Annotated in this window: 24 protein-coding genes; 20 read left to right on the top strand and 4 right to left on the bottom strand. The window is 67.6% G+C overall.

The window, feature by feature from the left end; genetic code table 11:
• The first annotated feature begins 3 nt into the window (after window positions 1-3).
• From ACXJKM_RS12985 to ACXJKM_RS13070, 18 genes are all read left to right on the top strand, one after another.
• Window positions 4-585, top strand: coding sequence for a DUF2059 domain-containing protein (locus ACXJKM_RS12985; protein WP_056202128.1), 582 nt, complete (start codon window positions 4-6; stop codon window positions 583-585).
• 14 nt (window positions 586-599) lie between these two features.
• Window positions 600-1,691, top strand: coding sequence for a 3-phosphoserine/phosphohydroxythreonine transaminase (gene serC, locus ACXJKM_RS12990; RefSeq protein WP_056202125.1), 1,092 nt, complete (start codon window positions 600-602; stop codon window positions 1,689-1,691).
• Window positions 1,684-2,781, top strand: a complete 1,098-nt coding sequence (gene pheA / locus ACXJKM_RS12995; RefSeq protein WP_056202122.1) for a prephenate dehydratase — start codon at window positions 1,684-1,686, stop codon at window positions 2,779-2,781. Before serC ends, pheA begins: the two co-directional genes overlap by 8 nt.
• Before the next feature lie 2 nt (window positions 2,782-2,783).
• A complete protein-coding gene (locus ACXJKM_RS13000; RefSeq protein ID WP_056202119.1) occupies window positions 2,784-3,680 on the top strand; it encodes a prephenate dehydrogenase in 897 nt (298 codons plus the stop codon).
• Window positions 3,680-5,680, top strand: a complete 2,001-nt coding sequence (locus tag ACXJKM_RS13005; RefSeq protein WP_457352779.1) for a bifunctional 3-phosphoshikimate 1-carboxyvinyltransferase/cytidylate kinase — start codon at window positions 3,680-3,682, stop codon at window positions 5,678-5,680. Before ACXJKM_RS13000 ends, ACXJKM_RS13005 begins: the two co-directional genes overlap by 1 nt.
• A 169-nt stretch (window positions 5,681-5,849) precedes the next feature.
• Window positions 5,850-7,565 carry a 30S ribosomal protein S1 gene (gene rpsA / locus ACXJKM_RS13010; RefSeq protein ID WP_082532915.1) on the top strand — a complete coding sequence of 572 codons (1,716 nt, stop codon included), beginning with the start codon at window positions 5,850-5,852 and terminating at the stop codon, window positions 7,563-7,565.
• A 120-nt stretch (window positions 7,566-7,685) separates the two neighbouring features.
• Window positions 7,686-7,985, top strand: coding sequence for an integration host factor subunit beta (locus tag ACXJKM_RS13015; RefSeq protein WP_056202110.1), 300 nt, complete (start codon window positions 7,686-7,688; stop codon window positions 7,983-7,985).
• Between the two features lie 26 nt (window positions 7,986-8,011).
• Complete coding sequence (locus ACXJKM_RS13020; protein WP_056202107.1) at window positions 8,012-8,311, top strand: LapA family protein; 300 nt, start codon at window positions 8,012-8,014, stop codon at window positions 8,309-8,311.
• Window positions 8,301-9,446 (top strand): lipopolysaccharide assembly protein LapB, encoded by a 1,146-nt coding sequence (gene lapB, locus ACXJKM_RS13025; RefSeq protein WP_056202104.1) that lies wholly within the window; start codon window positions 8,301-8,303, stop codon window positions 9,444-9,446. Before ACXJKM_RS13020 ends, lapB begins: the two co-directional genes overlap by 11 nt.
• 163 nt (window positions 9,447-9,609) lie before the next feature.
• Window positions 9,610-10,350 (top strand): glycosyltransferase, encoded by a 741-nt coding sequence (locus ACXJKM_RS13030; RefSeq protein ID WP_457352782.1) that lies wholly within the window; start codon window positions 9,610-9,612, stop codon window positions 10,348-10,350.
• A gap of 10 nt (window positions 10,351-10,360) precedes the next feature.
• Window positions 10,361-11,224 (top strand): Kdo hydroxylase family protein, encoded by an 864-nt coding sequence (locus ACXJKM_RS13035; RefSeq protein ID WP_457352784.1) that lies wholly within the window; start codon window positions 10,361-10,363, stop codon window positions 11,222-11,224.
• Window positions 11,225-12,172, top strand: a complete 948-nt coding sequence (locus ACXJKM_RS13040; protein WP_457352786.1) for a glycosyltransferase family 32 protein — start codon at window positions 11,225-11,227, stop codon at window positions 12,170-12,172.
• 283 nt (window positions 12,173-12,455) lie between these two features.
• Complete coding sequence (locus ACXJKM_RS13045; RefSeq protein ID WP_457352788.1) at window positions 12,456-13,202, top strand: hypothetical protein; 747 nt, start codon at window positions 12,456-12,458, stop codon at window positions 13,200-13,202.
• A 349-nt stretch (window positions 13,203-13,551) separates the two neighbouring features.
• Window positions 13,552-14,124 (top strand): D-sedoheptulose-7-phosphate isomerase, encoded by a 573-nt coding sequence (locus ACXJKM_RS13050; RefSeq protein ID WP_457352790.1) that lies wholly within the window; start codon window positions 13,552-13,554, stop codon window positions 14,122-14,124.
• Window positions 14,121-15,056, top strand: a complete 936-nt coding sequence (gene rfaE1, locus ACXJKM_RS13055; protein WP_457352792.1) for a D-glycero-beta-D-manno-heptose-7-phosphate kinase — start codon at window positions 14,121-14,123, stop codon at window positions 15,054-15,056. The genes ACXJKM_RS13050 and rfaE1 overlap by 4 nt, the downstream gene beginning before the upstream one ends.
• Window positions 15,053-15,550, top strand: coding sequence for an adenylyltransferase/cytidyltransferase family protein (locus tag ACXJKM_RS13060; RefSeq protein ID WP_457352794.1), 498 nt, complete (start codon window positions 15,053-15,055; stop codon window positions 15,548-15,550). Before rfaE1 ends, ACXJKM_RS13060 begins: the two co-directional genes overlap by 4 nt.
• Window positions 15,547-16,092 (top strand): D-glycero-beta-D-manno-heptose 1,7-bisphosphate 7-phosphatase, encoded by a 546-nt coding sequence (gmhB, locus tag ACXJKM_RS13065; protein ID WP_457352796.1) that lies wholly within the window; start codon window positions 15,547-15,549, stop codon window positions 16,090-16,092. The genes ACXJKM_RS13060 and gmhB overlap by 4 nt, the downstream gene beginning before the upstream one ends.
• A gap of 1 nt (window position 16,093) precedes the next feature.
• Window positions 16,094-17,191 (top strand): glycosyltransferase family 4 protein, encoded by a 1,098-nt coding sequence (locus tag ACXJKM_RS13070; protein WP_457352798.1) that lies wholly within the window; start codon window positions 16,094-16,096, stop codon window positions 17,189-17,191.
• Here the strand turns inward: ACXJKM_RS13070 and ACXJKM_RS13075 are convergent.
• Together ACXJKM_RS13075 and ACXJKM_RS13080 are read right to left on the bottom strand one after the other, a co-directional pair.
• Window positions 17,188-18,201 (bottom strand): glycosyltransferase family 9 protein, encoded by a 1,014-nt coding sequence (locus ACXJKM_RS13075; RefSeq protein ID WP_457352800.1) that lies wholly within the window; start codon window positions 18,199-18,201, stop codon window positions 17,188-17,190. The two genes, ACXJKM_RS13070 and ACXJKM_RS13075, sit on opposite strands and share 4 nt — an antisense overlap.
• Window positions 18,198-19,232, bottom strand: coding sequence for a glycosyltransferase family 9 protein (locus ACXJKM_RS13080; RefSeq protein WP_457352802.1), 1,035 nt, complete (start codon window positions 19,230-19,232; stop codon window positions 18,198-18,200). The genes ACXJKM_RS13075 and ACXJKM_RS13080 overlap by 4 nt, the downstream gene beginning before the upstream one ends.
• 127 nt (window positions 19,233-19,359) lie before the next feature.
• Here ACXJKM_RS13080 and ACXJKM_RS13085 point away from each other — a divergent pair, with 127 nt between their 5' ends.
• Together ACXJKM_RS13085 and ACXJKM_RS13090 are read left to right on the top strand one after the other, a co-directional pair.
• Complete coding sequence (locus ACXJKM_RS13085; RefSeq protein WP_457352804.1) at window positions 19,360-21,096, top strand: ATP-binding cassette domain-containing protein; 1,737 nt, start codon at window positions 19,360-19,362, stop codon at window positions 21,094-21,096.
• 2 nt (window positions 21,097-21,098) lie between these two features.
• Entirely contained in the window at window positions 21,099-21,374 is a 276-nt protein-coding gene (locus ACXJKM_RS13090; protein WP_056202069.1) for a ComEA family DNA-binding protein, read from the top strand.
• Here ACXJKM_RS13090 and ACXJKM_RS13095 read toward each other — a convergent pair.
• Window positions 21,348-22,646 carry a patatin-like phospholipase family protein gene (locus ACXJKM_RS13095; RefSeq protein WP_082532913.1) on the bottom strand — a complete coding sequence of 433 codons (1,299 nt, stop codon included), beginning with the start codon at window positions 22,644-22,646 and terminating at the stop codon, window positions 21,348-21,350. The two genes, ACXJKM_RS13090 and ACXJKM_RS13095, sit on opposite strands and share 27 nt — an antisense overlap.
• Before the next feature lie 28 nt (window positions 22,647-22,674).
• The gene (gene dnaE / locus ACXJKM_RS13100) at window positions 22,675-26,232 is read right to left on the bottom strand and encodes a DNA polymerase III subunit alpha (RefSeq protein ID WP_457352806.1); all 3,558 of its coding nucleotides are present in this window, start codon (window positions 26,230-26,232) and stop codon (window positions 22,675-22,677) included.
• Between the last annotated feature and the right edge of the window lie 13 nt (window positions 26,233-26,245).

The following is a 26,245-nucleotide window of genomic DNA, read 5'->3' on the forward strand; positions in this document are numbered from 1 at the left end:
CACATGACCTCTCGCAACCTGGGCCTGGCCCTCGCCCTGGCCCTGGCCACTGGCACCGCCCTGGCCGATCCGTCGCCGGCCAAGAAGGCTCTGATCGACAAGATCGTGGCGCTGCAGCAGCAGGGCATGGCCGACAGCATGGCGGCCAGCATCGTGCAGCAACCCCTGCCGCAGCTGACGCAAGGCGGCCGCGCCGCGCTGCAGCAAGTGCCGCCCGAGAAGCGCGACGCGACGGCCAAGGCCATGGACGCCGAGCTGAAGAAGTTCATCGAGGAAAACGTGCCCTACCTGAAGGACAAGATCGCCAAGGCGATTGGGCCCACGGCTTCGGCCCTGCTGGACGAACGCTTCAACGAGGACGAACTGAAGCAGGTCGTCGCCTGGGCAGAATCGCCGGTCAGCCAGAAATTCGGCCTTGCCAGCGTCGAACTGCAGAAGGCCGTCGCGCAAAAGGTGATGGCCGAGGCCGGCCCCACGCTGGAAGGCCGTCTCAAGGCCTTGCAGACCACGCTGGCCAAGCAATTGGGCCTGCAGCCTCCGCCGGCCGCCGCGCCCAAGCCCGCAGCCTCCGCGCCCAAGAAGTAGCCTCCCGGATCTCGATGACCACAGCCCGCCCGTTCAATTTCGCCCCCGGCCCCGCCACACTGCCTGAACCGGTGCTGCAACAGGTGGCGGCCGAGATGCTGGACTGGCACGGCAGTGGCATGAGCGTCATGGAGATGAGCCACCGCGGCAAGGAGTTCATCTCCATCGCGGAAGCGGCTGAGCGGGATCTGCGCGAGCTGCTCGCCGTGCCGGCCAACTTCCGCATCCTCTTCATGCAGGGTGGCGGCTTGGGTGAAAACGCCATCGTGCCGCTGAACCTGAGCCGTGGCGGCAAGGTCGATGTCGTCGTGACGGGCTCTTGGTCGCGCAAGAGCGCCGCCGAGGCGCGCCGCTATGCCGACGTGCAGATCGCCGCCGACATCGGCAGCGGGCATGCCATCCCCGGCGACTGGCAACTTCGCAGCGACGCGAGCTATGTCCACGTCTGCACCAACGAGACCATCGACGGCGTCGAATTCCATGACCTGCCCCGTATCGGCAACGGCGTGCCGCTGGTCATCGACTGCTCCTCCCACCTGTTGTCGCGCCCCATCGACTGGAGCCGCATCGGCCTGGCCTTCGGCGGCGCGCAGAAGAACATCGGCCCGGCCGGCATGACCCTGGTCTTCGTGCGCGAAGACCTTCTGGGCCGCGCACTGGAGATCTGTCCTTCGGCCTTCAACTACGAAACCGTAGCGGCAGCCCAGTCCATGTTCAACACGCCGCCAACCTTCGCGATCTATGTGGCGGGTCTGGTGTTCCAGTGGGTGAAAGGCTTTGAGTACGCCGGCAAGCGCGACCTGGCCGCCATTGAGCAGCGCAACATCGACAAGGCCGGCCTGCTCTACGCGACGCTGGATGCCTCCGGCTTCTACGAGAACCGCGTCGACGCCAGCTGCCGCTCACGCATGAACGTGCCCTTCTTCCTGAAGGATGAAAAGCTCAACGAGAGCTTCCTGACCGCGGCCAAGGCCGCTGGCCTGCTGCAGCTCAAGGGTCACAAGTCGATGGGCGGCATGCGCGCGTCCATCTACAACGCGATGCCGCTGGAAGGCGTGCAGGCGCTGGTGTCATTCCTGAAGGACTTCGAGGCCCGCCATGGCTGAACCTGTCGCCTCCCAGGCACTGCTCGCGCTGCGCGACCAGATCGACGGCCTGGACCGCCAGCTGCTGGACCTGCTGAACCAGCGCGCCCGCGTCGCCGAGCAAGTCGGCGAGATCAAGCGCGCCGAGGGCACACCCTTTTTCCGCCCGGACCGCGTCGCCCAGGTCATCGACAAGATCCGTGCCGCTAACCCGGGGCCGTTGAAGTCCGAGCACGTCGCGGCCATTTGGCGCGAGATCATGTCCGCCTGCCTGGCGCTGGAGTCGCCGCAGCGCGTCGCCGTGCTCGGCCCCATCGGCACCTTCTGCGAGCAGGCCGCTCTCGAATACTTCGGCAGCGCCGCCGACATGACCTACTGCGCCACTTTCGACGAGGTCTTCCACGCGACGGCCAGCGGCAGCGCGCAGTTCGGCGTCGTCGGCGTCGAGAACATGACCGAGGGCGTCGTCACGCGCTCGCTGGACCTGTTCCTGCACACGCCCTGCCATGTGGTCGGCGAGGTCAGCCTGCTGATCCGCCACAACCTGATGCGCAAGGAGCCTTCGATGCACGGCATCGAAGCGGTGCTCGCGCACCCGCAAGCCCTGGCCCAATGCCAGAACTGGCTGAACAAGCACCTGCCCGACGTCGAGCGCCGAGCCGTCTCCAGCAATGCCGAGGGCTCGCGCCTGGCCGCCACCAACCCGGCCTGGGCCGCCCTGGGCAGCGAACGTGCCTCGCAGGTTTTCGGCCTGCACATCACCGCGCACGCCATCCAGGACGAGGCATACAACCGCACGCGCTTCGCCGTCATCTGCCTGCCGCAGACGATGGCCACACCGCCGGCCACCGGGCGCGACTGCACCAGCCTGGTCGTTTCCGTGCCCAACCGGCCCGGCGCCATGCACGATCTGCTGGTGCCGCTGAAGAAGCACGGCGTATCCATGACCCGCCTGGAGTCCCGCCCGGCCCGTACCGGCCAGTGGGATTACTACTTCTACATCGACCTCGACGGCCATCCGACGCAGCGCCACGTCGCCGACGCGCTGGCTGAGTTGCGCGAGCTCTGCGCCTTCTTCAAGATGCTGGGCGCCTACCCGGTGAAAAACTAACCATGTTTCAACAGCTCGGCGTGATTGGATGCGGCCTGATGGGTGGCAGCTTCGCGCTGGCGATGAAAAAAGCCGGCCTGGTCAAACGCGTCGTCGGCTACAGCAAGTCGCCGTCCACGACGGAGCAGGCCAAGAAGCTGGGCGTCATCGATGTGGCCGCCGAATCGGCGCTGCTGGCGGTGTCAGGTTCGGACATCGTGCTGATCGCGGTACCCGTGTCGGCCACCGAGAGCACGCTCAAGGCCATCCGCCACCTCGTCAATCCGGGCGTCCTGTTCATGGACGTCGGCTCGACCAAGTGCGACGTCATCGAGGCCGCGCGCCGCGCCCTGGGTGACCGCTCTTCCAGCTTCGTGCCCTGCCATCCCATCGCCGGCAAGGAGTCGGGCGGTGTCCAGCATGCCGAGGCGAATCTCTACGAAGGCCGTCAGGTCATCCTGACACCCCAGCCCTTCACCAATCCGCAATTGGTGCAGCGTGCAACCGACGTTTGGTCCGCCCTGGGCGCCACGGTGCTGAAGATGCGGCCGCACAACCATGACGCGGCCTTCGCCGCAGTCAGCCACCTGCCGCATCTGCTGGCCTTTGCCTATTTCCAGGCCATCGCCGAGCAGCCGGCCGCGCGCGACTACCTGAGCCTGGCCGGCCCAGGCTTTCGCGACTTCACCCGCATCGCCGCCGGCGAGCCGTCCGTGTGGCGCGACATCCTGCTGGCCAACAAGCACGAGGTGCTGGCCCAGTCCAAGCGTTTTCGCACCATGCTGGATCAGCTCGAAGCGCTGATCGAATCCGGTGACGCGCCGGCCCTGGAAGCCGCGCTGCGTCCCATCTCCGAAGGCCGTTCGGCCTGGGGCAATCCGCCCCCTGCCCCTCCTCCCGGCCGACCAGCCGGCAAGTGATGTTCAAGATCCCCTTTCTCGACCTGCCGCCCCTGCGCGGCGCCGCAGGCACCGTGCGCCTGCCCGGTTCCAAGAGCATTTCCAACCGCGTGCTGCTGCTGGCAGCCTTGAGCGAAGGCAAGACCGTCGTGCGCGACCTGCTGGCGTCCGACGACACGGCTGTCATGCTCGATGCGCTGCGGGCGCTCGGCTGCGGCGTCTGGAACGAAGGCGAGGCCGTCGTCATCGACGGACTGGGTGGCCGCCTTCGCGCCAAGGACGCCAAACTGTTTCTCGGCAACGCCGGCACCGCCATGCGACCGTTGACCGCAGCGCTCGCTCTGCTGGCCGCGACGCAGGGGGCGAGCTTCGAGGTGTCCGGCGTGGCGCGCATGCATGAGCGCCCCATCGGCGATCTCGTCAACGCGCTGCGCGGCCTGGGCTGCGAGATCGACGACCTCGGCAATGCAGGCTACCCGCCGCTGCGCCTGCGCGGCCCGTCCCAGCTCGCGCTGGACACGCCAGTGCGCGTGCGCGGTGACGTGTCCAGCCAGTTCCTCACGGCCCTGCTGCTGGCCCTGCCGCTGGTGGCCGAGCGCGACATTCGCATCGAGGTCATCGGCGAGCTGATCTCCAAGCCCTATATCGAGATCACGCTGGCCCTGCTGGAGCGTTTTGGCATCGCGGTGAAGCGTGAAGGCTGGGAGGCTTTCATCATCCCGGCCGGAAGCCGCTATCGCTCGCCCGGCGAGGTCTTCGTCGAGGGCGATGCGTCCTCGGCGTCCTATTTCGTCGGCCTCGGCGCCATCGCCGCGATCGATACGCCGATCCGCATCGAAGGTGTCGGTAGCGAATCCCTGCAGGGCGATGTGCGTTTCATCGAGGCCGCTGCCGCCATGGGTGCGCAGGTCAAGACCGGGCCCAATTGGCTGGAAGTACGCCGCGGCGCCTGGCCGCTGAAGGGCATCACGCTGGACTGCAACCACATCCCCGACGCGGCGATGACGTTGACAGTGATGGCGCTTTATGCCGACGGCCCGACCACGCTGACCAATATCGCCAGCTGGCGCGTCAAGGAGACCGATCGCATTGCTGCCATGGCCGCCGAGCTGCGCAAGCTGGGTGCCACGGTCGACGAAGGGCCGGACTGGATCCGGGTTGAACCGCTGCAGGACTGGAAGGCCGCGGCCATCCACACCTACGACGATCACCGCGTCGCCATGTGTTTCTCGCTGGCCGCCTTCAACGGCCTTGTCACCGATCACGCCGTGCCGGTGCGCATCCTCGAGCCGCACTGCGTCGCCAAGACCTTCCCGGACTACTTCGAGACGCTGTTCGGCGTCGTGATGGCCAACGCTGCCGACATTCCGGTCGTCACCATCGACGGCCCGACCGCCTCCGGCAAGGGCACGCTGGCCGATGAGGTGGGCAAGGCGCTCGGCTTTGCCGTGCTTGATTCCGGTGCGCTCTACCGCGTCGCGGGCTTGGCCGCGCGCCGCGCCGGCTTGAACCTGGATGACGGCGACGCCGTCGCCGCCATCGTGCCGACGCTGCAACTGCGCTTCAGCGATGGCCATGTCTTCCTGGGCCAGGAAGACGTCAGTGCCCGGCTGCGAGCCGAAGCGACCGGCCTGCTGGCCTCACAGGTCGCCGTCCATCCTCAGGTGCGCAAGGCCCTGCATCAGTTGCAACTCGACTTCCGCCGCCTGCCCGGTCTCGTCGCCGACGGCCGCGACATGGGCACAGCCATCTTCCCCGACGCCTCCCTCAAGGTATTCCTCACCGCCAGCGCCGCGACGCGCGCTGAGCGCAGGCATAAGCAGTTGATTTCCAAAGGAATTTCGGCTAATATCGATAGCTTGCGCGAAGATCTGGAGGCGCGGGACGAACGGGACAAGAACCGCTCAGCCTCGCCACTGGAACCCGCGCAGGACGCGCAGCTGCTCGACAACTCGGCGCTGACCATCGAAGCCTCGGTGGATCAGGTGCTGGATTGGTGGCAACAGCGCAGGCCTTTTTGACGCGCCTCGTTACGAACGAGGTGCCAGAGAAGGTCCAGGCTTGAGACGCCACGGCCCGCGGCCCTTCCCTCCGAACGTCAGTTCACTGAGGGTCGCGATGTCAACAACTTAACCCGCAGCTTGTCTGCACGCCGCGTCCGGGGTTCCCCGGCGCATCAGGATCCATCACATGTCCCAAACCCAAACCGCCCAAGCCTCCGGCATGGAATCCTTTGCCGCCATGTTCGAGGAGTCGCTGCAGCGCTCCGACATGCGCGCTGGCGAAGTGATTTCGGCCGAAGTCGTTCGTGTCGAACACAACTTCGTCGTCGTCAACGCAGGCCTCAAGTCCGAAGCCTATGTGCCCATCGAAGAGTTCAAGAACGACCAGGGCGAACTGGAAGTCCAGGTCGGCGACTTCGTCTCCGTCGCCATCGACGCCATCGAAAACGGCTACGGCGACACCATCCTGTCGCGCGACAAGGCTAAGCGCCTGGCCTCGTGGCTGAGCCTGGAAACGGCTCTGGAGTCCGGCGACTTCGTGACCGGCACCGTCTCCGGCAAGGTCAAGGGCGGCCTGACCGTCCTGGTCAACGGCATCCGCGCCTTCCTGCCCGGCTCGCTGCTGGACACGCGCCCGGTGAAGGACATGAGCCCGTTCGAGGGCAAGACCATGGAATTCAAGGTCATCAAGCTCGACCGCAAGCGCAACAACGTTGTGCTGTCGCGTCGCGCCGTGGTCGAAGCCTCCATGGGTGAAGAGCGCGCCAAGCTGCTCGAGACGCTGTCCGAAGGCGCCATCGTCAACGGCGTGGTCAAGAACATCACCGAATACGGTGCGTTCGTCGACCTCGGCGGCATCGACGGCCTGCTGCACATCACCGACATGGCATGGCGCCGTGTCCGTCACCCGTCCGAAGTCGTGACGGTTGGCCAGGAACTGACCGCCAAGGTCCTGAAGTTCGACGCCGAGAAGAACCGTGTCTCGCTGGGCATCAAGCAGCTGGGCGACGACCCGTGGTTCGGCGTTGCGCGCCGCTACCCGACCGGCACGCGCCTGTTCGGCAAGGTCACGAACATCGCCGACTACGGCGCGTTCGTCGAGATCGAGCCGGGCATCGAAGGCCTGGTGCACGTCTCCGAAATGGACTGGACCAACAAGAACATCGCCCCCAGCAAGCTGGTCTCGCTGGGCGACGAAGTCGAAGTCATGGTCCTGGAAATCGACGAAGACAAGCGTCGCATCAGCCTGGGCATGAAGCAGTGCAAGGCCAACCCGTGGGAAGAGTTCGCCGAGAACGTCAAGCGCGGCGACAAGGTCAAGGGCCCGGTCAAGTCGATCACCGACTTCGGCGTGTTCGTGGGCCTGGCGCAAGGCATCGACGGCCTGGTGCACCTGTCCGACCTGTCCTGGGACGAGACCGGCGAAACCGCCGTTCGCAACTTCAAGAAGGGCCAGGAAGTCGAAGCCGTCGTGCTGGCCGTGGACGTCGAGCGCGAGCGCATCTCGCTGGGCATCAAGCAGCTGGACAGCGACCCCTTCACCGCCTACACCACGATCAATGACCGTGGCGCTTCGGTGACCGGCATCGTCAAGACCGTCGACCCGCGCGGCGCCGAGATCGAGCTGGCTGACGGTGTGATGGCCTATCTGCGCGCTTCGGAAATCTCCCGCGACCGCGTGGAAGACGCCCGCAACGTGCTGAAGGAAGGCGACGAAGTCACCGCCGTCGTCGTCAACATCGACCGCAAGACCCGCAACATCCAGCTGTCCATCAAGGCCAAGGACAACGCCGACAACCAGGAAGCCATGACGCGCCTGAGCCAGTCGAGCGAGCGTGAAAACGCCGGCACCACCAGCCTGGGCGCCCTGCTGCGCGCCAAGCTGGACAACCAGGGCAACTAAGCCCTGTTTGAACTGCCCGGTCCTCTAGCGAATTGCTGGAGGCCGGGTATGCTCCCCACAGGCTCGCCGGCCTCGCCAGCGGGCCTGTTTCAATTCCAAGACCGACAAGCTGCCTCGCTTATGACCCGCTCCGACCTCGTCGCCGTCCTCGCCGAACGATTTGGCCAATTGACCCAGCGGGACACAGAGTTCGCGGTCAAGACCATCCTCGACGCGATGAGCGACGCTCTCGCGCGCGGCCACCGCATCGAGATCCGCGGCTTCGGCAGCTTCTCCATCAGCCGTCGCCCGCCGCGCGTGGGCCGCAACCCGCGCAGCGGCGAGCAGGTCATGATCCCCGAGAAACTGGCTCCTCATTTCAAGCCCGGCAAGGCGCTGCGCGAGGCAGTCGACAAGCATCTTCCTGTGACGGACGCCTGACCCCGCCTGAGTCAGAATCCCGGGCCATGCGCACCCTCGTCTGGCTCCTGCGAGCCCTGCTCTTCTTCACGCTGTTTGCCTTCGCGCTGAACAACAGCCACGAAGCCGTCGTGCGCTGGTTCTTCGGCCACGAGTGGCGCGCGCCGCAGGTCATCATCGTGCTGCTGGCCTTTGGCTTCGGCGCCGCCTTTGGCGTGCTGGCCATGGTGCCCGCCTGGTGGCGCCACCGCCGCGCCGCCCAACGCGTCGAACCCCTGCCCGGCATGCCCCAACCCACACCCGAAGTCCCCGCAGCCCCTTACGCCGCCCACCAAGATGGAGTTTGATCCGCGCTGGCTGCTCTTTGTCCTGCCCGTCGTCTTCGTCCTCGGCTGGCTGGCCTCCAAGCTCGACTCCAAGCAGTGGAAGCTGGAACAGCGTGATTCGCCCAAGGCCTATTTCAAGGGTCTGAACCTGCTGCTGAACGAACAGCAGGACAAGGCCATCGATGCCTTCATCGAGGCCGTCCAGAACGACCCCGACACCTCCGAGCTGCACTTCGCCCTGGGCAGCCTGTTCCGCCGCCGTGGCGAGACGGAGCGCGCCGTGCGCGTGCACGAGCATCTGTTGCGCCGCGGCGACCTGCCCAAGACCGACCGCGACCGCGCCCAGCATGAACTGGCCCAGGACTTCTTCAAGGCCGGCCTGTTCGACCGCGCCGAGGCGGCCTATGCCGAACTGCGCGGTACCGCCTTCGAGCGTGAGGCGCGCCTGGCCCTCTTGTCGCTGTACGAGCGTTCGCGCGACTGGGCCAAGGCCGCCGAGGTTGCCGCAGAACTGGAAGCCGCAGGTACGGGCTCCTTCTCCGGTCGTATCGCGCATTACCTCTGCGAGCAGGCCCTGGTCGCCCAGTCCCAGGGGCATGTCGACCTGGTGCCCTCCCTGCTTGAACAGGCGCAGCGCCGCGCGCCCGAAGCGGCCCGCGCCTATGTGCTGCAGGGCCAGATGCTGCTGAAGGCCGGCCAGGCCGAAGCCGCGCTTGCCGCCTTCACCAAGCTGCTCGCAGCCAACCCGCCGGCCTTCAACCTGGTCGCCGCCGATTGCGCCGCCGCCGCCAAGTCTCTGGGCCAGCCCGAGCGCGCCATCGCGCTGATCAGCGAGCAATACCACCGCTCGCCCAGCATGCATTTGCTGCGCGCACTGGCAGGCCTGCAGCCTGGCCCGCAACGTGAGCGCCTCGCGGCCCATCTGCGCGAGCAGCCGGCCCTGTCGGCTGCCACGGAGCTGCTCAAGCTCAATGCCGGCGCGTTGCCCGCCGACGAGGCCGCTCCCATGATCCAGACGCTGGAAAAGGCCGCCAAGCCGCTGCAGCGCTATCGCTGCGCCGCCTGCGGCTTCGAGGCCGCCCACTACTTCTGGCAATGCCCGGCCTGCCTCAACTGGGACAGCTATCCGCCGCAACCCATTGAGGAGCTTGCGTAGATGAAGCCCCTCGCCCAGCCGCACACCGCTGAACGCGGTGCGCCTGACCGGTCCCCCGGGGGGACGGCGATGCTTGCCGGATTGACCGGCAAGCACATCGCCAGCGCGGGCCGGCTTGGGAGCGGCCCGGCGCTCGGCCCGCAATGACTATGGAACAACTGAAATGAGCAGCGCAGCCGAAGACCGCTTCGTCATCTGCATGAAATGGGGCACCAAGTACGGCCCCGAGTACGTCAACCGCCTGTATGGCATGGCCGCGCGCCACCTGCGCGGCCCCTTCCGCTTCGTCTGCTTCACCGATGACGCCAACGGCATCCGCTCCGAGGTCGAAAGCCTGCCGCTGCCCGAGACGCACGCCAGCCAAGGCAAGCGCGATGGCGGCTGGAAAAAGCTCGGCACCTACCAGGCCGACCTCTTCGGCCTGAAGGGCACGGCCCTGTTCCTGGACCTGGACGTCGTCATCGTCGGCGACCTGACCGAATTCTTCGCTGTGCCCGGCGACTTCCTCATCATCAAGGACTGGAAGCGCCCCTGGCGCGTGACGGGCAACTCCTCGGTCTACCGTTTCCGCATCGGCGCCCACGCCGACGTGCTGGCCCACTTCATCGCTCACCAGGACGAGGTGCGCGCCAAGTACCGCAACGAGCAGGAATATCTCAGCCATTTCCTGCACGACCAGGGCAAGCTGGGCTACTGGCCCACGGACTGGTGTGCCAGCTACAAGTACCACTGCCTGCCGATGTGGCCCACCAGCTTCTGGCGCGACCCCTTCATTCCGGCCGGCGCGCGCGTGCTGGTCTTCCACGGCGTGATGAACCCACCCGATGCGCTGGTCGGCCGCTCGGAAGGCAACTGGCGTCACGCCCGCCCGGCAAAGTGGATCGCCGATCATTGGCGTGAATGAGGCCAGGGGCATGGACAACCGCATCGTCACTGTCGACAGCCGCGACTGGACCTCGCCCAGGCATGGTCTCGTGCCCGACCTGGAAGCCGGTCGGGTGCTGTTCTTCCCCGAGCTGCGCTTCGAGCTGACTTCAGAAGAAGCCGGGCTGCTGCGCCCCGACGTGCGTGACGAGAAGGCACGCAACATCAGCCTGCGCCTTGACGGCGTGCTCGCTGGCGCCGCCGTGCAGGGCGAAGAGCGGGCAAGGCTGGCAGCCATGATCGGGCGTTTCCGCGCCCGCGCCTGCTCGCTGATCGACGCAATCGCGCCAACCTACAAGCCGGCGCTGCGCCTGGCACCCACGAGCTATCGGCCCATGCAGGTCGAGTCGCGCGTGCAGTCCTGGCGCGCCGATGACCGCCGCCTGCATGTGGACGCCTTCCCCTCGCGCCCCAACCGCGGCGAGCGCATTCTGCGTGTGTTCACCAACCTCAACCCCAACGACGAGCCGCGCATCTGGCGTGTCGGCGAGGCCTTCGAGGACATCGCGCGCCGCTTCGTGCCACGCGCCAAGCCCTATGTGGCCTGGCAGGCCAAGGCTCTGAAGGCGCTGCACGTGACCAAGTCGCTGCGCACCGAATACGACCACCTGATGCTGCAGCTACACGACGGCATGAAGGGCGACCTGGACTACCAGCGCAGCAGCCCGCAGGTCGAGATGCCCTTCCCGCCTGGCTCGACCTGGGTTTGCTATTCCGACCAGACGTCGCATGCGGTCATGTCCGGCCAGTTCATGATGGAACAGACCCTGCACTTGCCGGCCGAGGCCCAGGTGGACCGCACGGCCAGCCCCCTCGCCATCCTTGAGCGCCAGCTAGACCGCCGGCTGACCTGAATGCCCTGGTTGTCCACGGGCATCGTCCTCATCGTCGCCGGCCTGTTCCTGCGCGAACTGGCCACCGTGCTGAGGGCCCGCGTACCGACGCAGACCCGCGCCATCATGGTGGGCGACAACGCGCCGCTCTGCCAGGACGAGATTCCCAGGATCATCTGGACCTACTGGCAGCCCAGCCCGGCGCCGGCCTTCATCCAGGACTGCCTGGCCAACTGGCGCCGCTTCGCGCCCGACCACCAACTGCGCCTGCTGGACCGCGACAGCGTCTCGCAATGGCTGCCCGCGCTGCGAACCGATTTCGACGAGATGCCGCCCCACCGCCAGGCCGACTGGCTGCGCGTCCAGCTGCTGGCGCGGCACGGCGGTGTCTGGATGGACGCCTCCATGCTGCTGAGCCGCGACTTGGGCTGGCTGCACGAGACGCGCCGGCGCCGCGCCGCGGACTATGTCGGCTTCTACATCGACCGCTACACAACCCGGCCTGAGCTGCCCATCATCGAGAACTGGCTGATGGCTTCGGTGCCTGGCGGGGCTTTCGTGACCGCGCTGGCTGCCGACTTCGACCGGGCGCTGGACGAAGGCGCCGAGGCGCTGCTGCCGCGCCTGCAGACCGATGGCCGGCATGCACGCGTCGTCCAGGCGCTGCCCGATGACCTCCAGCGCCATCGATTGATGCAGATTGCAGCAACGGAGCTGCTGGACTGCGAGCCCCAGCTCGCTCGTCTCGTGCTGCTGCGCGCCGAGGACGGCCCTCTCGCCTGGCAGGCCGGCGTCGGCTGGCGTCATCGCCACTTGTACGCTCGCTTGGCCCTGGTGCCCTGCCCGCGCGTGCTGCCCGCCGTGCTCAAGCTGCGCAGCGCTGACCGCGCCATCGTCGAGCGCAACTGGCGCCGCGGCCTCGTGTCGCCCTTCAGCGCCCTGGTCCAGCTTATGGACCGCAGCAAGTAAAGCCACCTCGGCTGCAGACCTGCCTGGCTTCGTCGAAGCCCTTGCTCGCCGCAACTGCGGCCCCGGCCGCGAGCACACGGCGACACGCCGCGCACCTCTAACTCCCATCACTCTCGATATTAGGGTTCGCGCGAAGCACGGAAGAGCCACAGCCAGTAATCAACAGGTAAACAACCCCAACGTAAGCTCCTCAAAGCCGGCCTAGATCCACGTTCTGTTCAGTTAGAACGGCCATATATTTCGGGCCGGAAAATCAGAGAAGTCACATATACGCAAGGGTAAGATGAAAAAACTGTCATTCGCCAAATCCATGATTGCGGCAGCGGCGCTCGTATGTTCCGCCAGCAGCATGGCCCAAACCAGTCCGAGCCCGTTCGTCGGGCAATGGAATCAGTTCTACGCAAGTCTGAACGGCAACGCCGAATATATCGACAAGCATTCGATCCAGGGTTACGCCTTCAACGCCTTCTATCACAACTGCGGCGGCAGCGCATACCAGGACTGGGCGACAAACAACGGCCAGTCCCAGTATCTGGTCCAGATGTCCACTGGCGGATACATGACTGGGCTGCACGTCATCAACAATGAGCTGCTGTGCGCCAAGGGTGCATCGTCCGCCATCCCTGCCTTCATGGAGTCCAGCACCGTGCGGCAAGGGATGCTCGCCTGCCCGTTGGGCACCATCATGACCGGCCTCCATGTCCAGAACAACAAGATCTGGTGCGCGTCACCGGCCAGCGGCCGGATCCTGCATACCTGGGCCGAAACCGTCGACTATTCAACCGGCCGCCCCGGCACATCAGCTGCACATATGCACGCATGCCCGCCAAAGTGGGTCATGACCGGCGTCCATGTTGGCAACAACGCCTTCCTTTGCACGCCGTATGAAGGCCCGGGCATTGATCCGTGGAGCGCCGCGCCGGTGGCTGATCCCAGCGTTGGCCCGGCCGCGTCCGGCGGTGGCGGTGGCGGTGGCGGTGGCGGTGGTGGTGGTGGCGGCGGCGGCGGTGGCGGGCAGCAGCAGTACTGATATTCCGCTTCAGCACAGCCGTTGAACTGCAGGGTGTGCCAGCCAATCCACTGGCGCACCCGACCAGTTCCAAATTGGAATCGCTTGGCAGGAGTTCCATCCAGGAATATTAATCTCCAGGTTTGATTCGAGCATCTTCGGGAGTTGCAGCCATTGTCTTTGGAGAATGGCTGCAACTCCCGATCTGCATGAGGACTCTCGCGTCCCGTCACCACGCCCTTCGGCCGCGTGCCCCGCCTGTGCGCGAGTGCACCGCCCCTCCAGCGCGGGTCAGTCGGCTGGCACCACCGCCCCATCACCGATACTTGAAACCATCGGTCTGCAAGCGGGTGAGAGCCCCGGTCTCCTCATGAGTTCCCTGTTTCTGCGCAATCTCGATGAACACCTGCAACTGATGCAACTCCTGGGAGCGCTGGACCCACAAGTGCAGCAGGCCGGCCAACGGCTCGCCGACGCGCTGAAGGCGGGCGGCAAGATCATGTTCTGCGGCAACGGCGGCTCGGCCGCGGACAGCCAGCACCTGGCCTCCGAGCTGACGGGCCGCTTCATCAAGGACCGCCGCCCGCTCGCCGGCCTGGCGCTGACGACCGACAGCTCAGCGCTGACCTGCATCGGCAACGATTACAGCTTTGACGATGTGTTCGCCCGCCAGGTGCAGGGCCTGGGCCGCGCCGGCGATGCGCTGATCGGCATCTCGACCTCGGGCAACTCGGCCAATGTGCTGCGCGCCGTCGAGGCCGCCAAGGCCATGGGCATCTACACGCTGGGCCTGCTGGGCCGTGACGGCGGCAAGCTGGGCGCGCTGTGCGACGACAGCATCATCGTGCCGCACGGCATCACCGCCCGCATCCAGGAGGCGCACCTGCTGATCGGCCACACGCTGTGCGGCCTGATCGAGGCCAACCTGGGCGTGGGCCAATGAGCGCCCTGCCCTCGCGTGAACTGCTCGCCTCCCGCCGCATCCTCGTCGTCGGCGACGTCATGCTGGACCGCTACTGGCACGGCGCCGTGGAGCGCATCTCGCCCGAGGCGCCCGTGCCCGTCGTGCGCATCGAACGCGAGGAGGAGCGCCTGGGTGGCGCCGCCAACGTCGCGCTCAACATCCGCACGCTGGGCGCGCGGGCCACGCTGCTGACCGTCGTCGGCCAGGACGAACCGGCCCGCCGCCTGCGCGAACTGCTGCACGAGCGCGACATCGAAACCGTGCTGCGCGAGGACAAGCAGCTCTACACCATCGTCAAGCTGCGCATCATTGGCCGCGCCCAGCAGTTGCTGCGCGTGGACTTCGAGAACGAGCCCGACCACGAGGCGCTGGGCGAGATGCTTGAGGCCTTCGCCGAGCAGTTGCCCCGACACGACGTCGTGCTGTTCTCCGACTATGGCAAGGGCGGCCTCACGCACATCCCGCGCATGATCGAAATGGCCCGCGCCGCGGGCAAGCCCGTGCTGGTCGACCCCAAGGGCAGCGACTACCAGCGCTACGCCGGCGCCAGCGTCATCACGCCCAACCGGGGCGAACTGGCCCAGGTCGCGGGCGCCTGGCGCGGCGAGGAAGAGCTGCGCGCCAAGGTCGAGACGCTGCGCGCCGACATCGACGTCGGCGCCGTGCTGCTGACGCGCTCGGAAGAAGGCATGACGCTGTTCGAAGCCAGCGGCGTCACTCACGAGCCGGCACGCGCCCGCGAGGTGTTCGACGTGACCGGCGCAGGCGACACCGTCATCGCGACGCTGGCCGTGATGACCAGCGCCGGCGTGCCGCTGCCCGAAGCCATGCGCCTGGCCAACAAAGCCGGCGGCATCGTCGTCGGCAAGTTCGGCACAGCGACGGTGAGCTACGACGAGCTGGCGGCATGAGCATGCTGGAAGACAAGCTCATCGACGCCGCCGCGCTGGGCGACGCCGCGCTGGCGGCGCGGCTGGCCACGCTGGGCCGACCCATGGTGTTCACCAACGGCGTGTTCGATGTGCTGCACCGCGGCCACGTGGCCTACCTGCATGCGGCGCGCGAGCAAGGGGCGAGCCTCGTCGTGGCCGTCAACTCCGACGTCTCAGCGCGTGGCCTCGGCAAGGGGCCGGACCGGCCGCTGAACCGCGACGTCGACCGCGCCCTGGTGCTGGCTGGCCTGGCGTCGGTCGACGCGGTGCTGTTCTTCGACGAGCCCACGCCTTGCGCACTGCTGGCGCGCGTGCGCCCGCAGCTCTACGTGAAGGGCGGCGACTACGACATGGAAGCGCTGGAAGAGACGCGCCTCGTGCGTTCGTGGGGGGGCGATGCGCGCGCCATTCCCTTCGTCGACGGCTACTCGACGACCGCCCTGGTCAACCGCATCCGCGCGCAGGGCCGATGAGCGCGCGCCGCCCCGCCGCCTTCCTCGACCGCGACGGCGTCATCAACATCGACCACGGCTACGTCTGCCGCTGGGAGGACTTCAGCTTCGTGCCCGGCGCGTTGGATGGCCTGCGCCGCCTGCAGGCTGCCGGTTACGCCCTCGTCATCGTGACCAACCAGTCGGGCGTGGCGCGCGGCTACTACGACGAAGCGGCGGTGCAGCATCTGCACGACGCGCTGCGGGAGCACCTGGCGCAACAGGGCATCACGCTGGCCGCCATCGAGTACTGCCCCCACCTGCCCGACGCGCAGTTGCCTCGCTACGCGCTCGACTGCGACTGCCGCAAGCCCGCGCCCGGCATGATCCTGCGCAGCGCCGAAGCGCTGGACATCGACCTCGCCGGCTCGCTGATGTTCGGCGACAAGCCATCGGACGTCGAAGCTGGCCGGGCGGCAGGTGTCGGGCGCCGCGTTCTTCTCGCGAAGAACGGGCAGCCGACCCCGTCGGCCGTGGACTACCTCGACCTCCCGCAGGCGCTGGACGCACTGGGCATCGCCTGACATGAGCCGCCCGCCCGTCTTCGCGATCGAGGCCACCAACCTGACCGACGAACGCGGCACCGGCATCGGCCGCTACACGCGCCAGCTCATCGAAGCCTTGTCGGCGCTGCAGGTGCCACCGCAGGACGAATTCGAGCTGCTGCAGCTGTGCAAGCGCTCGCGCTGGCAGCTACGCGACCGGCTGGCCCAGGGGCCCCGGCTGTCCAGCCGCTGTTGGTGGGGCCCCGTCTGGCCGCTGCCGCGCCCGGCCTGTGCCTTGCTGCATGTGCCCGACGAACGCCAGCCGCCCTGGCGCGTGCCCACCGTCGCGACCGTGCACGACCTCTACGCGGCGCTGAACATCAACTACACCGACGAGAAGAAGCGCCAGCGCAAGCTGCGCCACTACGAACATCTGCGCGACAGCTGCGCGCGGCTGGTGTGCGTCAGCGAGAACACGCGGCAGGACTTCCTGCGCCTGGTCGGCGGTGATCCGGCGCGGCTCAAGGTCGTCCATCCGGGCGTCGCACCCGAGTTCCGGCCGCACACGGCGGACGAGATTCAGGCCGTGCGCACGCGCCATGGGCTGGCGGGGCCCTATCTGTTGTTCGTCGGCTCCACGCCCAACAAGAACCTGGCACGCACCATCGAGGCCTTCGCCGCTGGGCGCTTCGGCCAGGACTACACATTGTTGGTCTGCGGCGAACACTCCCGCACCCAAGGCGAGGCCCTGGCGGCACGGCTTGCCGAGCTGGGCCTGGCCTCGCGCGTGCACTTCGCAGGCTTTGTCAGCGACACGGACCTGCCCGCGCTCTACGCTGGCGCGGCGGCCTATCTCTTCCCGTCCTTGTACGAGGGCTACGGCCTGCCCATCCTGGAGGCCATGGCCTGTGGCACGCCCGTGCTGGCCAGCGACCGCGGCAGTTGCCCCGAGGCGGCGGGTGGCCACGCCGCGATCGCAGACCCGGAAGACATCGCGGCGCTGGCCGCGGGCATTGCGGCCGCGGTGGCGATGACGCCCGCTCGCCGCGCAGCGGCACTGGCCTACGCGCGCACGCGGACCTGGGAGGCCACGGCCCGCGGCACGCTGGCGGTCTGGCGGGAAGCGCTGGCGCGCTAGCCGATCACGTCTTGCACACGGGCCTCGACGTCCGCGGCGCGGATGTCCGACAGCTGCGCGGCCTGCAGCAAGTGCACATGCTCGGGGTCGTGCTCCAGCGGCGGGCGCGGGCCGAGCACGATGAAGGCATGCGTGCCCACCGCGGCCGCGATGTTGACGGCACCCGTGTCGTTGCCGATGCAGGACCGCGCCAGCGACAAGGCCGCCACGCTCTCGGCGACGCTGCTGTCGGTCATCGTGGCCACGCGCTCGCGCAATGCCGGCTCGACGTGCGCCAGGATGGCCTGCGCCAGCACGCCTTCCGCCGGCCCGCCCAGCAGCAGGACCCCGTGGCCACGCGCGGCCAGGCGATTGGCCAGTTCGACGAAGTTGTCTTCGCCCCACTGCTTGTAGGGCTCGGACGCGCCGATGGCCAGTGCATGAAAGGGCCGCGGCAATGGCGCCAGGCGCTCGCCCATGCGCGCCAGCGCATCGGGGCGCACGCTGATGCGCGGCACGATGGGCGCGCTGCAGAAGCCCTGGGCGATGGAGAAATTCGTCGCGTCCTTGTAGCCCGCCACGGCGGGGCCGCGGTAGCGACTGATCCAGGGCGATCGGGTCAGCAGCAGGCGCTGCAGCCAGGTCTCGCCGAAGCCGAGGACGGTGCGGATGCCGGCGCGCCAGCAGACGATGATGGCGCGACCCGGATGGTCGGAGAACAGCACCATGCGGTCGAAACGCTTGGGGGCCAGCTCGGCACCCAGGCGCAACAGGCCATCCAGGCCGCTGTGGCGGCCGCGGCGACGCTCGCTCTTGCGCGGGCGCCGGTCGAAATCGATGATTTCGCGCACCCAGGGTTCGTGGCCCAGCAGCTCGCGGGCCATCGTGGTGGGCGCGGCGATGAGGCTGACCTGCCCGTCGCGGCTCTGCTCGGCCACGCAGCGGAAGTACTGCGCATGCCACACGAGATCGCCCATGCCGTTGAGCTGCAGCTGCACGGCCGTTTTGGGGCGGGTGTCTGCCGGGCTCATGCGGCCTGCGCCAGCGCGATACGGGCAACGTCGCCGGGCTGGATGTCGGCCAGCCTGGGCGCGGTCAGCATGTGCAGCGTTTCGGGGTCATGCGCCAGCAGCGGACGTGGGCCCAGCATCACCCAGGTCGGCGTGCCGACGGCAGCGGCGATCTGCACGCCGCCCGTGTCGTTGCCCAGGCAGGTCCGCATCAGCGACATGGCCGCCACGGTCTCGGCGACCGTGCCGTCCGTGATGGCCAGAATGCGCGGGCGCAGGGCTGGCTCGATGCGCTGCAGGATGGTCTGCGCCATCTCGCGCTCCGCCGGGCCGGCGATCAGCAGCACCCCGTGGCCGGCGCGGGCGAGCTCGGCGGCCAGGGCAGCGAAGTTGTCGGTGCCCCACTGCTTGTAGGGCTCCGACGAGCCGATGCACAGCGCATGCATGGGCTGCGGCAGGCCCTGCACCCGCGCCTTCACGCGCTCCAGCGCTTCGGGGCGCACGACGAGGCTCGGCACGATGGGTGCATCGCACCAGCCATGCGCGATGGCGAACATCGTGGCGTCCTCGTAGGTGCCGACCGCCGGCCCGCTGTAGCGCTGAATCCATGGCCCATGCGACAGCAGCCGGCGCTGCAGCCAGGTCGTGCCATAGCCCAGGCGCTCAGGGATCTTCGCGGCCAGCGCCACCAGGGAGCGGTTCGTGTAGTTGGTGAACAGCACGATGCGGTCGAACTGCTTCTCGCGCAGCTCCACGCCCATGCGGAACAGGCCCAGCACGCCGCGGTGACGCCCCTGGCGGCCCTCATGGCGGCGCGGGTGGCGGTCGAAGTCGATGATCTCGCGCACCCAGGGTTCATGGCCCACCAGCTGCGGCGCGAACACGGTCGGCGAGGCAATCAGCGACACCTGCCCTCCAAAACTGGTCTCGGCGACGCGTCGAAAGTACGGCACATGCCAGACCAGGTCGCCCATGCCGACCCACTGCAGCAGGACCACGGTGCGCGGGCGGGTGTCGGGGCCTGCCGGGCCGTCCGCGGCGGAAGGGATCACCGGCGCGGGCGAAGGCGGAATCGGATGCATCGGGCGTGAGAAGCGGGGGGCGGCGGCGATTCTATGGGCCGGGCATGGCGGCACCGGCTGGCGAAGCGCCTCCAAACACGCACGACAATCACGCCCGATGTCGACCTCCGCCGAAGCCAATCCTGCCCGCCGCCTGGGCCAGTACATCTACCCGCACCGTTGGGGCGCGCTGTTGACGGTGCTGGCCTACATCGGCGCGGCCGCCACCGAGCCGATGATCCCCAAACTGATCGGCTATGCCTTCGGCGAGGGCTTCACCAAGGATGCCTTTCCGCTGTGGATGATCCCGGTCGTGCTGATCGGCCTGTACCTGATGCGAGGTGTCTTCGGCTTTGCCGGCCAGTACCTCTTCAACTGGACGCTGACGCGCAGCGTGATGGACTTCCGCTCCACCCTCGTCAACGCACTGCTGCGGCTGGACGCCCAGGTCTACACGCGCATGCAGCCCGGCACGGCGGTCAGCAAGGTCGTCAACGACCCGCAGCAGATCCTGCAGCTCGTCGGCGATGTCGGCGTGAGCGTGCTGCGCGACGGCCTGCCGGCGCTGGCAATGCTGGGCTACCTCTTCTATCTGAACTGGCAGCTGACGCTGCTCAGCCTGGTCGTCACGCCGCTGATGGCGCTGGTGATGAAGAAGCTCAACCTGCGCATGCGGCTGATGGCGACGCGCTCCTATGACTCTCAGCTGCTGCTCGTCAACAAGGTCGACGACCTGACTCGCGCCTGGCGCGTGGTGCGCCAGTTCGGCGCGGCCGCGCACGAACGCGAACGCTTCGCTGCCGTTGCCCACGACGTGCGCCGCAACAACCTGAAGACGGCAACCGCCGGCGCCTTGGCCCAGCCATTGTCGCAACTGGTCGCCAGCGTCGGCCTGTCCTTCATCATCTGCGTGGCACTGTGGCAGGCGCGCGCTCAGGGCACGGGGGTGCAGGCCTTCGCCGAGTTCGTCACGGCCCTGCTGCTGCTGACCTCGCGGCTGCGCCATTTGTCCGACCTGGCCGCGCCGCTAACTCGGGCTACCGTCATCGCCAAGGGCTGCTTCGAGCTGATGGATGCGCCCAAGGAGGCCGACAGCGGCACCCGAGAGCTGCCGTCGCACGCACACGGCGAGCTGACGATGGAAGACGTGCGCCTGACCTATCCCGGCGCCTCCCAACCGGCTCTGGACGGACTCAGCCTCGCCTTTCACGCCGGCAAGACGACGGCCCTGGTCGGGGCCTCGGGCGCGGGCAAGAGTTCCATCATCCACCTGCTGCTGGGCTTCGGCCCGCCGGACGCCGGCCGCATCCTGCTGGACGGCACCGACATCGGCACGCTGACGCGGCTCTCGCTGCGCCGGCAGTTCGCGGTGGTGTCGCAGGACATCGTGCTCTTCGACGACTCCGTGGCCAACAACATCGCCTACGCGCAGCCGCGCGACGAGGCCAGGCTCGAAGCCGCGCTGCGCGCCGCCCATCTTTGGGACTTCGTGCAGACGCTGCCCGAGGGTGTCGAAACCCACGTCGGCGCCAATGGAAGCAAGCTCTCTGGCGGCCAACGCCAGCGCCTCGCGATTGCCCGAGCGCTGTACAAGGACGCACCGATCTGGATCTTCGACGAAGCCACCTCAGCGCTGGACACCGAGAGTGAGCGCGCCGTGCAACAGGCCCTGGCCGCCTGGTCGGGCCGCAAGACGCTGATCGTCATTGCCCACCGGCTGTCCACCATCCGCGATGCGGACGCCATCCACGTGCTCGGCGCCGGCAAGCTTGTAGAGACCGGCACGCACGCCGAGCTGATCGCGCGCGATGGTGCTTACGCGGCCATGGTGCGGGCGCAGCTCGGCGAAGCCTGACGATGAAGCGGCGGGCCCTGCTGCTGTGGGTGGCACTTCCCGCCCTGGCTCAGAGTGAGGTCGAGGCCAACACCGCGACCCGCGCGGAACTCGAATCCCTGCCTGGCCTGGGCCCGGCCCTGGTGCAGCGCCTGCTGGCCGCGCGGCCGTTCAAGGACTGGGCCGACCTGATGCGCCGTGTGCCAGGCATCAAGGCGGGAACCGCCCGCAAGCTCTCCAGCGCCGGCCTGCGCGTGGCCGGCCAAGCCTTCTCAACAGCCGGCAGCGAACCCGGCTGAGCGGCTCTTGCGAAGCAGCGCCGGGTCGATCTGCGGCGCCCGCGCCGGCCAGCCGAAGAAGCGCTGCACCTCGGCGCGCTTGGCCAGCGTGTCGCTCATGCCCAGGTTGATCAATTCGTTGACGAAGCTAGGTTCGAACAGCAGATAGCTCACGAGCGCCGAGCCGCTGGTCGTCTTGCCCTTGCCGCTGACGCCGAAGGCCCGCAGCATGGCGCGCACCGAGGGCGGCAGGCTGGCCTGATGCTCGCCGGCCAGTTCGTCCAGGCGCCGGCTGGGCGCAATGACGAGCAGCTCGATGGGCCGCAGCGCCGTTGCCGCTCGCGTCTCGCGTGACAACAGGGCCAGCGTGCGGTTGATGCGGCGCAGCCGTTCGACGTCCACCGCCAGCGCATCCAGGAAGATGTTGGACAGCGCATGGCCGGCAATCTGGGCCATGCTGGGATGGGCCTCGGTGGCGGTGACGCGGCGCCCCTCGGGTTCCTTCATGCGGCCCGCGCCGATGACGAGGACGCGCTCGGCACCCAGGTGCACGGCCGGCGAGATCGGCGCGCTCTGGCGCATCGAGCCGTCGCCGAACCACTCGGCCACGCCCTCCAGCTCCAGCAGCTCGGCCGGGAAGATGAAGGGGATGGCCGAGGACGCCATCAGGTGACTCAGGCTCAGCTTGGTCTGCACCGCCATGCGCTGCTCGCGCAGCCACGGCACGACGTGGTGATGGGTCTGGAAGAAGGTGACGTGCTGGCCCGACGTGTAGCTGGAACCGGTCAGCGCCAGCGCGCGCAGATGGCCGCCGTCCAGCATGGTCTCGATGCGCGGCATGTCGAGGTAGCGGGCCAGCAGCTCGCGCAGCGGTGAATTGTTCAGCAGGCTGCGCGGGCGGCTGCGCGTCCAGCGTGCAATGGCCCAGCCCAGGCTCAACATGCTGAGCCAGCGCGCGCCGCTCCTCACCGCCTCGAACGCGTCGGCACGGTAGATGTTCTCGACATGCAGGCCCTGCCAGAGGTGCAGCAGACCGTCGACGGCGGCGTCGAAGTCGTCCGCGTGGCAGGCCAGCGTCGACGCATTGATGGCGCCGGCCGAGGTGCCGCTGATCACGGGAAACGGGTTCTGCTGCGTCGCGCCGGCATCGCGGCGCAGCTGGGCGATGGCCGCCAGCACGCCCACCTGGTAGGCGGCACGTGCGCCGCCGCCGGTCAGGATCAACCCCGTGACCGGTGGCGTACGGTTGAGCCCCATCGACTGGGATGCGGGCTTGGGCACGGCTTGCAGCATCGGCGGGAATCATCGCCGATGCCGGGGCTCATCCAGCTTCGTAAATGACCTCAGCCGCTGTGCCCAATTTGGCTAAAGCCTCGTCCGCGGGCCAGAAACGGCTGGCCTCGCCAAGTTCCACCAGCCAGCGCGCGCCGACGCTGTCGCCATCCGGCTCGGCCTTGACCGACACGCGCACGGGCAGGCCGAACTTGCGCTTGCCGCCCTCCTCCGTCTCGACCTCGCGCGGCGGAAAGCGCTCGACCAGCTCCTTGACCAACCCGGCGGCACCGGCATTGCCCAGCAGCAGATGCCGGCCGAACTTGGCGCGCGCCGCCGACAGGCTCCACACCGCCTGCACATTCATGCGCAGGCCGCCCGAGAAGCGGTCGTTCTGCACCTTGCCCTGGGCAATGATGAGTTCGTCCTCGGCCAGCAGTTCCTTGTTGGCGTTCAGCAGTTCCTCGTTGGCCACGGCCTCGATGGCGTCGCTCTTGTCGTCGATCTTGAAGATGGCGACACGGCCGCGCTGGCCGTTGATGACGCGCATGTCGCTGACGATGCCGGCCACCAGGGTCGGCTCGCGGCTGTCCACCAGGTCGGCAATCTGGCGCTTGACGATGCGCCGCACCTCGGCGCCGCCGTGGTCGAACAGGTGACCCGACAGGTAGAAGCCGATGGCGGTCTTCTCCAGCGACAGGCGCTCCTTGATGCTCCACACGGGCGCGTCGACCAGATCGGGCTCGACATGCGAGGCCGCGTGCGAGTCGCCAAAGTCGAACAGGCCGCCCTGATCGGCATTGGCCTCCTGCGTTTCGGCATGCGTGTAACCGCGGCCGACGCTGGCGAGCAGCCGGGAGCGCTCGGGGTTGATGCTGTCGAAGGCGCCGGCCTTGATCAGCGCCTCCACCGCGCGCTTGTTGACGGCCTTGCGGTCCACGCGCAGGCAGAAGTCATAGAAGCTCAGGAAGGGCCCGCCTGATTCGCGCGCCGCGATGATGGCCTCGATGGCGCCGCGGCCCGTGCCCTTGACGGCACCCAGGCCGTAGTTGACGAGGCGGTTCGTCATCGGCTCGAAGCGGTAGACGCCCTTGTTGACGCAAGGCGACTGGAATTCGATGCCGAAGATCTTGGCGTCGTTGAGCAACACCTTGAGCTTGTCGGTGTCGTCCATTTCGATGGTCATGTTCGCGGCGTAGAACTCGGCCGTGTAGTGCGTCTTCAGCCAGGCCGTGTGATACGACAGCAGCGCGTAGGCGGCGGCGTGCGACTTGTTGAAGCCGTAGCCCGCGAACTTTTCCATCAAGTCAAAGACTTCATCCGCCTTGGCCTGGTCGATGCCCTTCTCCGCGGCTCCCTTGCGGAAGATCTCGCGGTGCATGGCCATTTCCTCGGCCTTCTTCTTGCCCATCGCGCGGCGCAGCATGTCCGCGCCGCCGAGGCTGTAGCCGCCCAGCACCTGGGCGGCCTGCATCACCTGCTCCTGGTAGACGAAGACGCCATACGTCTCCTCCAGCACCTGGCCCAGCAGCGGGTGCGGGTACTCGATGGTCTCCTTGCCGTGCTTGCGCGCCACGAAGGAAGGAATCAGGTCCATCGGGCCGGGGCGGTACAGCGACACCAGCGCGATCAGGTCCTCGAAGCGCGACGGCTTGGCGTCCTTCAACAGGCGCTGCATGCCGGGCGATTCAAACTGGAACACGCTCTCGGAGTAGCCCTTGCCGAAGAGGTCGAACACCTTCTTGTCGACCAGCGGCACATTGGCCCAGTCGAAGCCGGCGCGGTCGGCGTGGCGGGCGACGATGAAGTCCTTGGCCAGCTCCAGGATGGTCAGCGTCGCCAGGCCCAGGAAGTCGAACTTCACGAGGCCGATGGCCTCTACGTCGTCCTTGTCGAACTGGCTGACGGCCGAGGTTGAGCCGGGCTGCTGGTATTGCGGGCAGAAGTCGGTGATCTTGCCCGGCGCGATCAGCACGCCGCCGGCGTGCATGCCGATGTTGCGCACCATGCCTTCGACGCGGGCGGCGAGCTTCAGCAGCTCGGCCACTTCCTCGTCGCTCTTTTCGCGCTCCTCGAGTTCCGGCGCCTCGTGGCGGGCGTATATGACCTTGGCCTTGTCGGGGTCGAAGTTGGGCGGCAGCTTGGCCAGCGTCACCGTCTTGCCCGGCGGCGCGGGAATGAGCTTGGCGATGCTGTCCACATGGCCGAAGCCCATGCCCAGCACGCGGCCGATGTCGCGCAGCGCGGCCTTGGCGGCCATGGTGCCGAACGTCGCGATCTGGCTGACCGCTGGGCGGCCGTATTTGTCCTTGACGTAGTCGATGACGCGGTCACGGTTGCCCTGGCAGAAGTCGATGTCGAAGTCGGGCATCGACACGCGCTCCGGGTTCAGGAAGCGCTCGAACAGCAGGTTGTACTTGAGCGGGTCCAGGTCGGTGATCAGCAGTGCATAGGCCACCAGCGAGCCCGCACCCGAGCCCCGGCCCGGGCCGACCGGGCAGCCGTTGGCTTTGGCCCAGCGGATGAAGTCCGAGACGATGAGGAAGTAGCCCGGGAAGCCCATCTTGATGATGGTGTTCAGCTCGAACTCGAGCCGCTCGACGTAGCGCGGGCGCTCCTTGTCGCGCTCGGCCTCGTTGGGGAAGAGATGCTTGAGCCGCCCCACCAGCCCCTCGTGGCTCAGCTCGCGGAAATACTGCTCCATCGGCATCGGCGTGCCGTCGTCCAGCAGCGGCGTCGGGAAATTGGGCAGCTGTGGCTTGCCCAGCACCAGCGTCAACGAGCAGCGGCGCGCGATCTCGGTGGTGTTCTGGATGGCGCTCGGGATGTCCTTGAACAGCTGGCGCATCTGCGCCTGCGTCTTGAAATACTGGCTGGGCAGGAAGCGCTTGATGCGCTTGGGGTTGGCGAGAGTCTCTCCTTCGGCCACGCAGACGCGCGCCTCATGGGCCTCGAAGTCGTCCTCGCCCAGGAACTGGATCGGGTGTGTCGCCACCACCGGCAGGCCCAGCTCCGCCGCCAGCGGCACGCTGGCCTGCACCAGCGCCTCCTGGCCGGGCAGGCCGGCGCGCTGCAGCTCGATGTAGAAGCGCCCCGGAAAAACTTCTGACAGCCGCTGCGCCCATTCCCTGGCGCGCACCTTGTCGCCCTGCATCAGCGCCTGGCCCAGGCCGCCATGCTGGGCCCCGGACAGGCAGATCAGCCCGCCACCCAGCTCCGTCAGCCATTCCCATTTCAGGCAGGCCTGGTTGCGCTGCACGTTGTCGATCCACGCGCGCGACAGCAATTCGCTGAGGTTGAGATAACCCTGGCTGTTCTGCACCAGCAGCAGCAGGCGCGTCGGCGGCTTGTCGGTGGCGTCGGTCTCCAGCCAGCAGTCGGCGCCGAGGATGGGCTGCACGCCCTTCTTGCGCATCGCGCTGTAGAACTTGATGCCGCCAAACAGGTTGGCCAAGTCGGTGATGGCCGCCGCCACCTGGCCATCCGCCGCGGCTGCGTCGGCGGCGTCATCGGTGCGCAGGGTGCCATCCACCACCGAATACTCGGTGTGCATGCGCAGGTGGACATAGGGCAGGTCTTGCAGGTCTTGAACAGCGGTCTCGGGCATCGCCGCATTGTAG

The organism is Roseateles sp. P5_D6 (assembly GCF_054049415.1).

What these genes read in the sequence shown, in the direction of transcription:
- ACXJKM_RS12985 (WP_056202128.1), top strand. Translation starts at nt 4, where the DNA reads ATGACCTCTCGCAACCTGGGCCTGGCCCTCGCCCTGGCCCTGGCCACT.
- serC (WP_056202125.1), top strand. Translation starts at nt 600, where the DNA reads ATGACCACAGCCCGCCCGTTCAATTTCGCCCCCGGCCCCGCCACACTG.
- pheA (WP_056202122.1), top strand. Translation starts at nt 1,684, where the DNA reads ATGGCTGAACCTGTCGCCTCCCAGGCACTGCTCGCGCTGCGCGACCAG.
- ACXJKM_RS13000 (WP_056202119.1), top strand. Translation starts at nt 2,784, where the DNA reads ATGTTTCAACAGCTCGGCGTGATTGGATGCGGCCTGATGGGTGGCAGC.
- ACXJKM_RS13005 (WP_457352779.1), top strand. Translation starts at nt 3,680, where the DNA reads ATGTTCAAGATCCCCTTTCTCGACCTGCCGCCCCTGCGCGGCGCCGCA.
- rpsA (WP_082532915.1), top strand. Translation starts at nt 5,850, where the DNA reads ATGTCCCAAACCCAAACCGCCCAAGCCTCCGGCATGGAATCCTTTGCC.
- ACXJKM_RS13015 (WP_056202110.1), top strand. Translation starts at nt 7,686, where the DNA reads ATGACCCGCTCCGACCTCGTCGCCGTCCTCGCCGAACGATTTGGCCAA.
- ACXJKM_RS13020 (WP_056202107.1), top strand. Translation starts at nt 8,012, where the DNA reads ATGCGCACCCTCGTCTGGCTCCTGCGAGCCCTGCTCTTCTTCACGCTG.
- lapB (WP_056202104.1), top strand. Translation starts at nt 8,301, where the DNA reads ATGGAGTTTGATCCGCGCTGGCTGCTCTTTGTCCTGCCCGTCGTCTTC.
- ACXJKM_RS13030 (WP_457352782.1), top strand. Translation starts at nt 9,610, where the DNA reads ATGAGCAGCGCAGCCGAAGACCGCTTCGTCATCTGCATGAAATGGGGC.
- ACXJKM_RS13035 (WP_457352784.1), top strand. Translation starts at nt 10,361, where the DNA reads ATGGACAACCGCATCGTCACTGTCGACAGCCGCGACTGGACCTCGCCC.
- ACXJKM_RS13040 (WP_457352786.1), top strand. Translation starts at nt 11,225, where the DNA reads ATGCCCTGGTTGTCCACGGGCATCGTCCTCATCGTCGCCGGCCTGTTC.
- ACXJKM_RS13045 (WP_457352788.1), top strand. Translation starts at nt 12,456, where the DNA reads ATGAAAAAACTGTCATTCGCCAAATCCATGATTGCGGCAGCGGCGCTC.
- ACXJKM_RS13050 (WP_457352790.1), top strand. Translation starts at nt 13,552, where the DNA reads ATGAGTTCCCTGTTTCTGCGCAATCTCGATGAACACCTGCAACTGATG.
- rfaE1 (WP_457352792.1), top strand. Translation starts at nt 14,121, where the DNA reads ATGAGCGCCCTGCCCTCGCGTGAACTGCTCGCCTCCCGCCGCATCCTC.
- ACXJKM_RS13060 (WP_457352794.1), top strand. Translation starts at nt 15,053, where the DNA reads ATGAGCATGCTGGAAGACAAGCTCATCGACGCCGCCGCGCTGGGCGAC.
- gmhB (WP_457352796.1), top strand. Translation starts at nt 15,547, where the DNA reads ATGAGCGCGCGCCGCCCCGCCGCCTTCCTCGACCGCGACGGCGTCATC.
- ACXJKM_RS13070 (WP_457352798.1), top strand. Translation starts at nt 16,094, where the DNA reads ATGAGCCGCCCGCCCGTCTTCGCGATCGAGGCCACCAACCTGACCGAC.
- ACXJKM_RS13075 (WP_457352800.1), bottom strand. Translation starts at nt 18,201, where the DNA reads ATGAGCCCGGCAGACACCCGCCCCAAAACGGCCGTGCAGCTGCAGCTC.
- ACXJKM_RS13085 (WP_457352804.1), top strand. Translation starts at nt 19,360, where the DNA reads ATGTCGACCTCCGCCGAAGCCAATCCTGCCCGCCGCCTGGGCCAGTAC.
- ACXJKM_RS13090 (WP_056202069.1), top strand. Translation starts at nt 21,099, where the DNA reads ATGAAGCGGCGGGCCCTGCTGCTGTGGGTGGCACTTCCCGCCCTGGCT.
- ACXJKM_RS13095 (WP_082532913.1), bottom strand. Translation starts at nt 22,646, where the DNA reads ATGCTGCAAGCCGTGCCCAAGCCCGCATCCCAGTCGATGGGGCTCAAC.
- dnaE (WP_457352806.1), bottom strand. Translation starts at nt 26,232, where the DNA reads ATGCCCGAGACCGCTGTTCAAGACCTGCAAGACCTGCCCTATGTCCAC.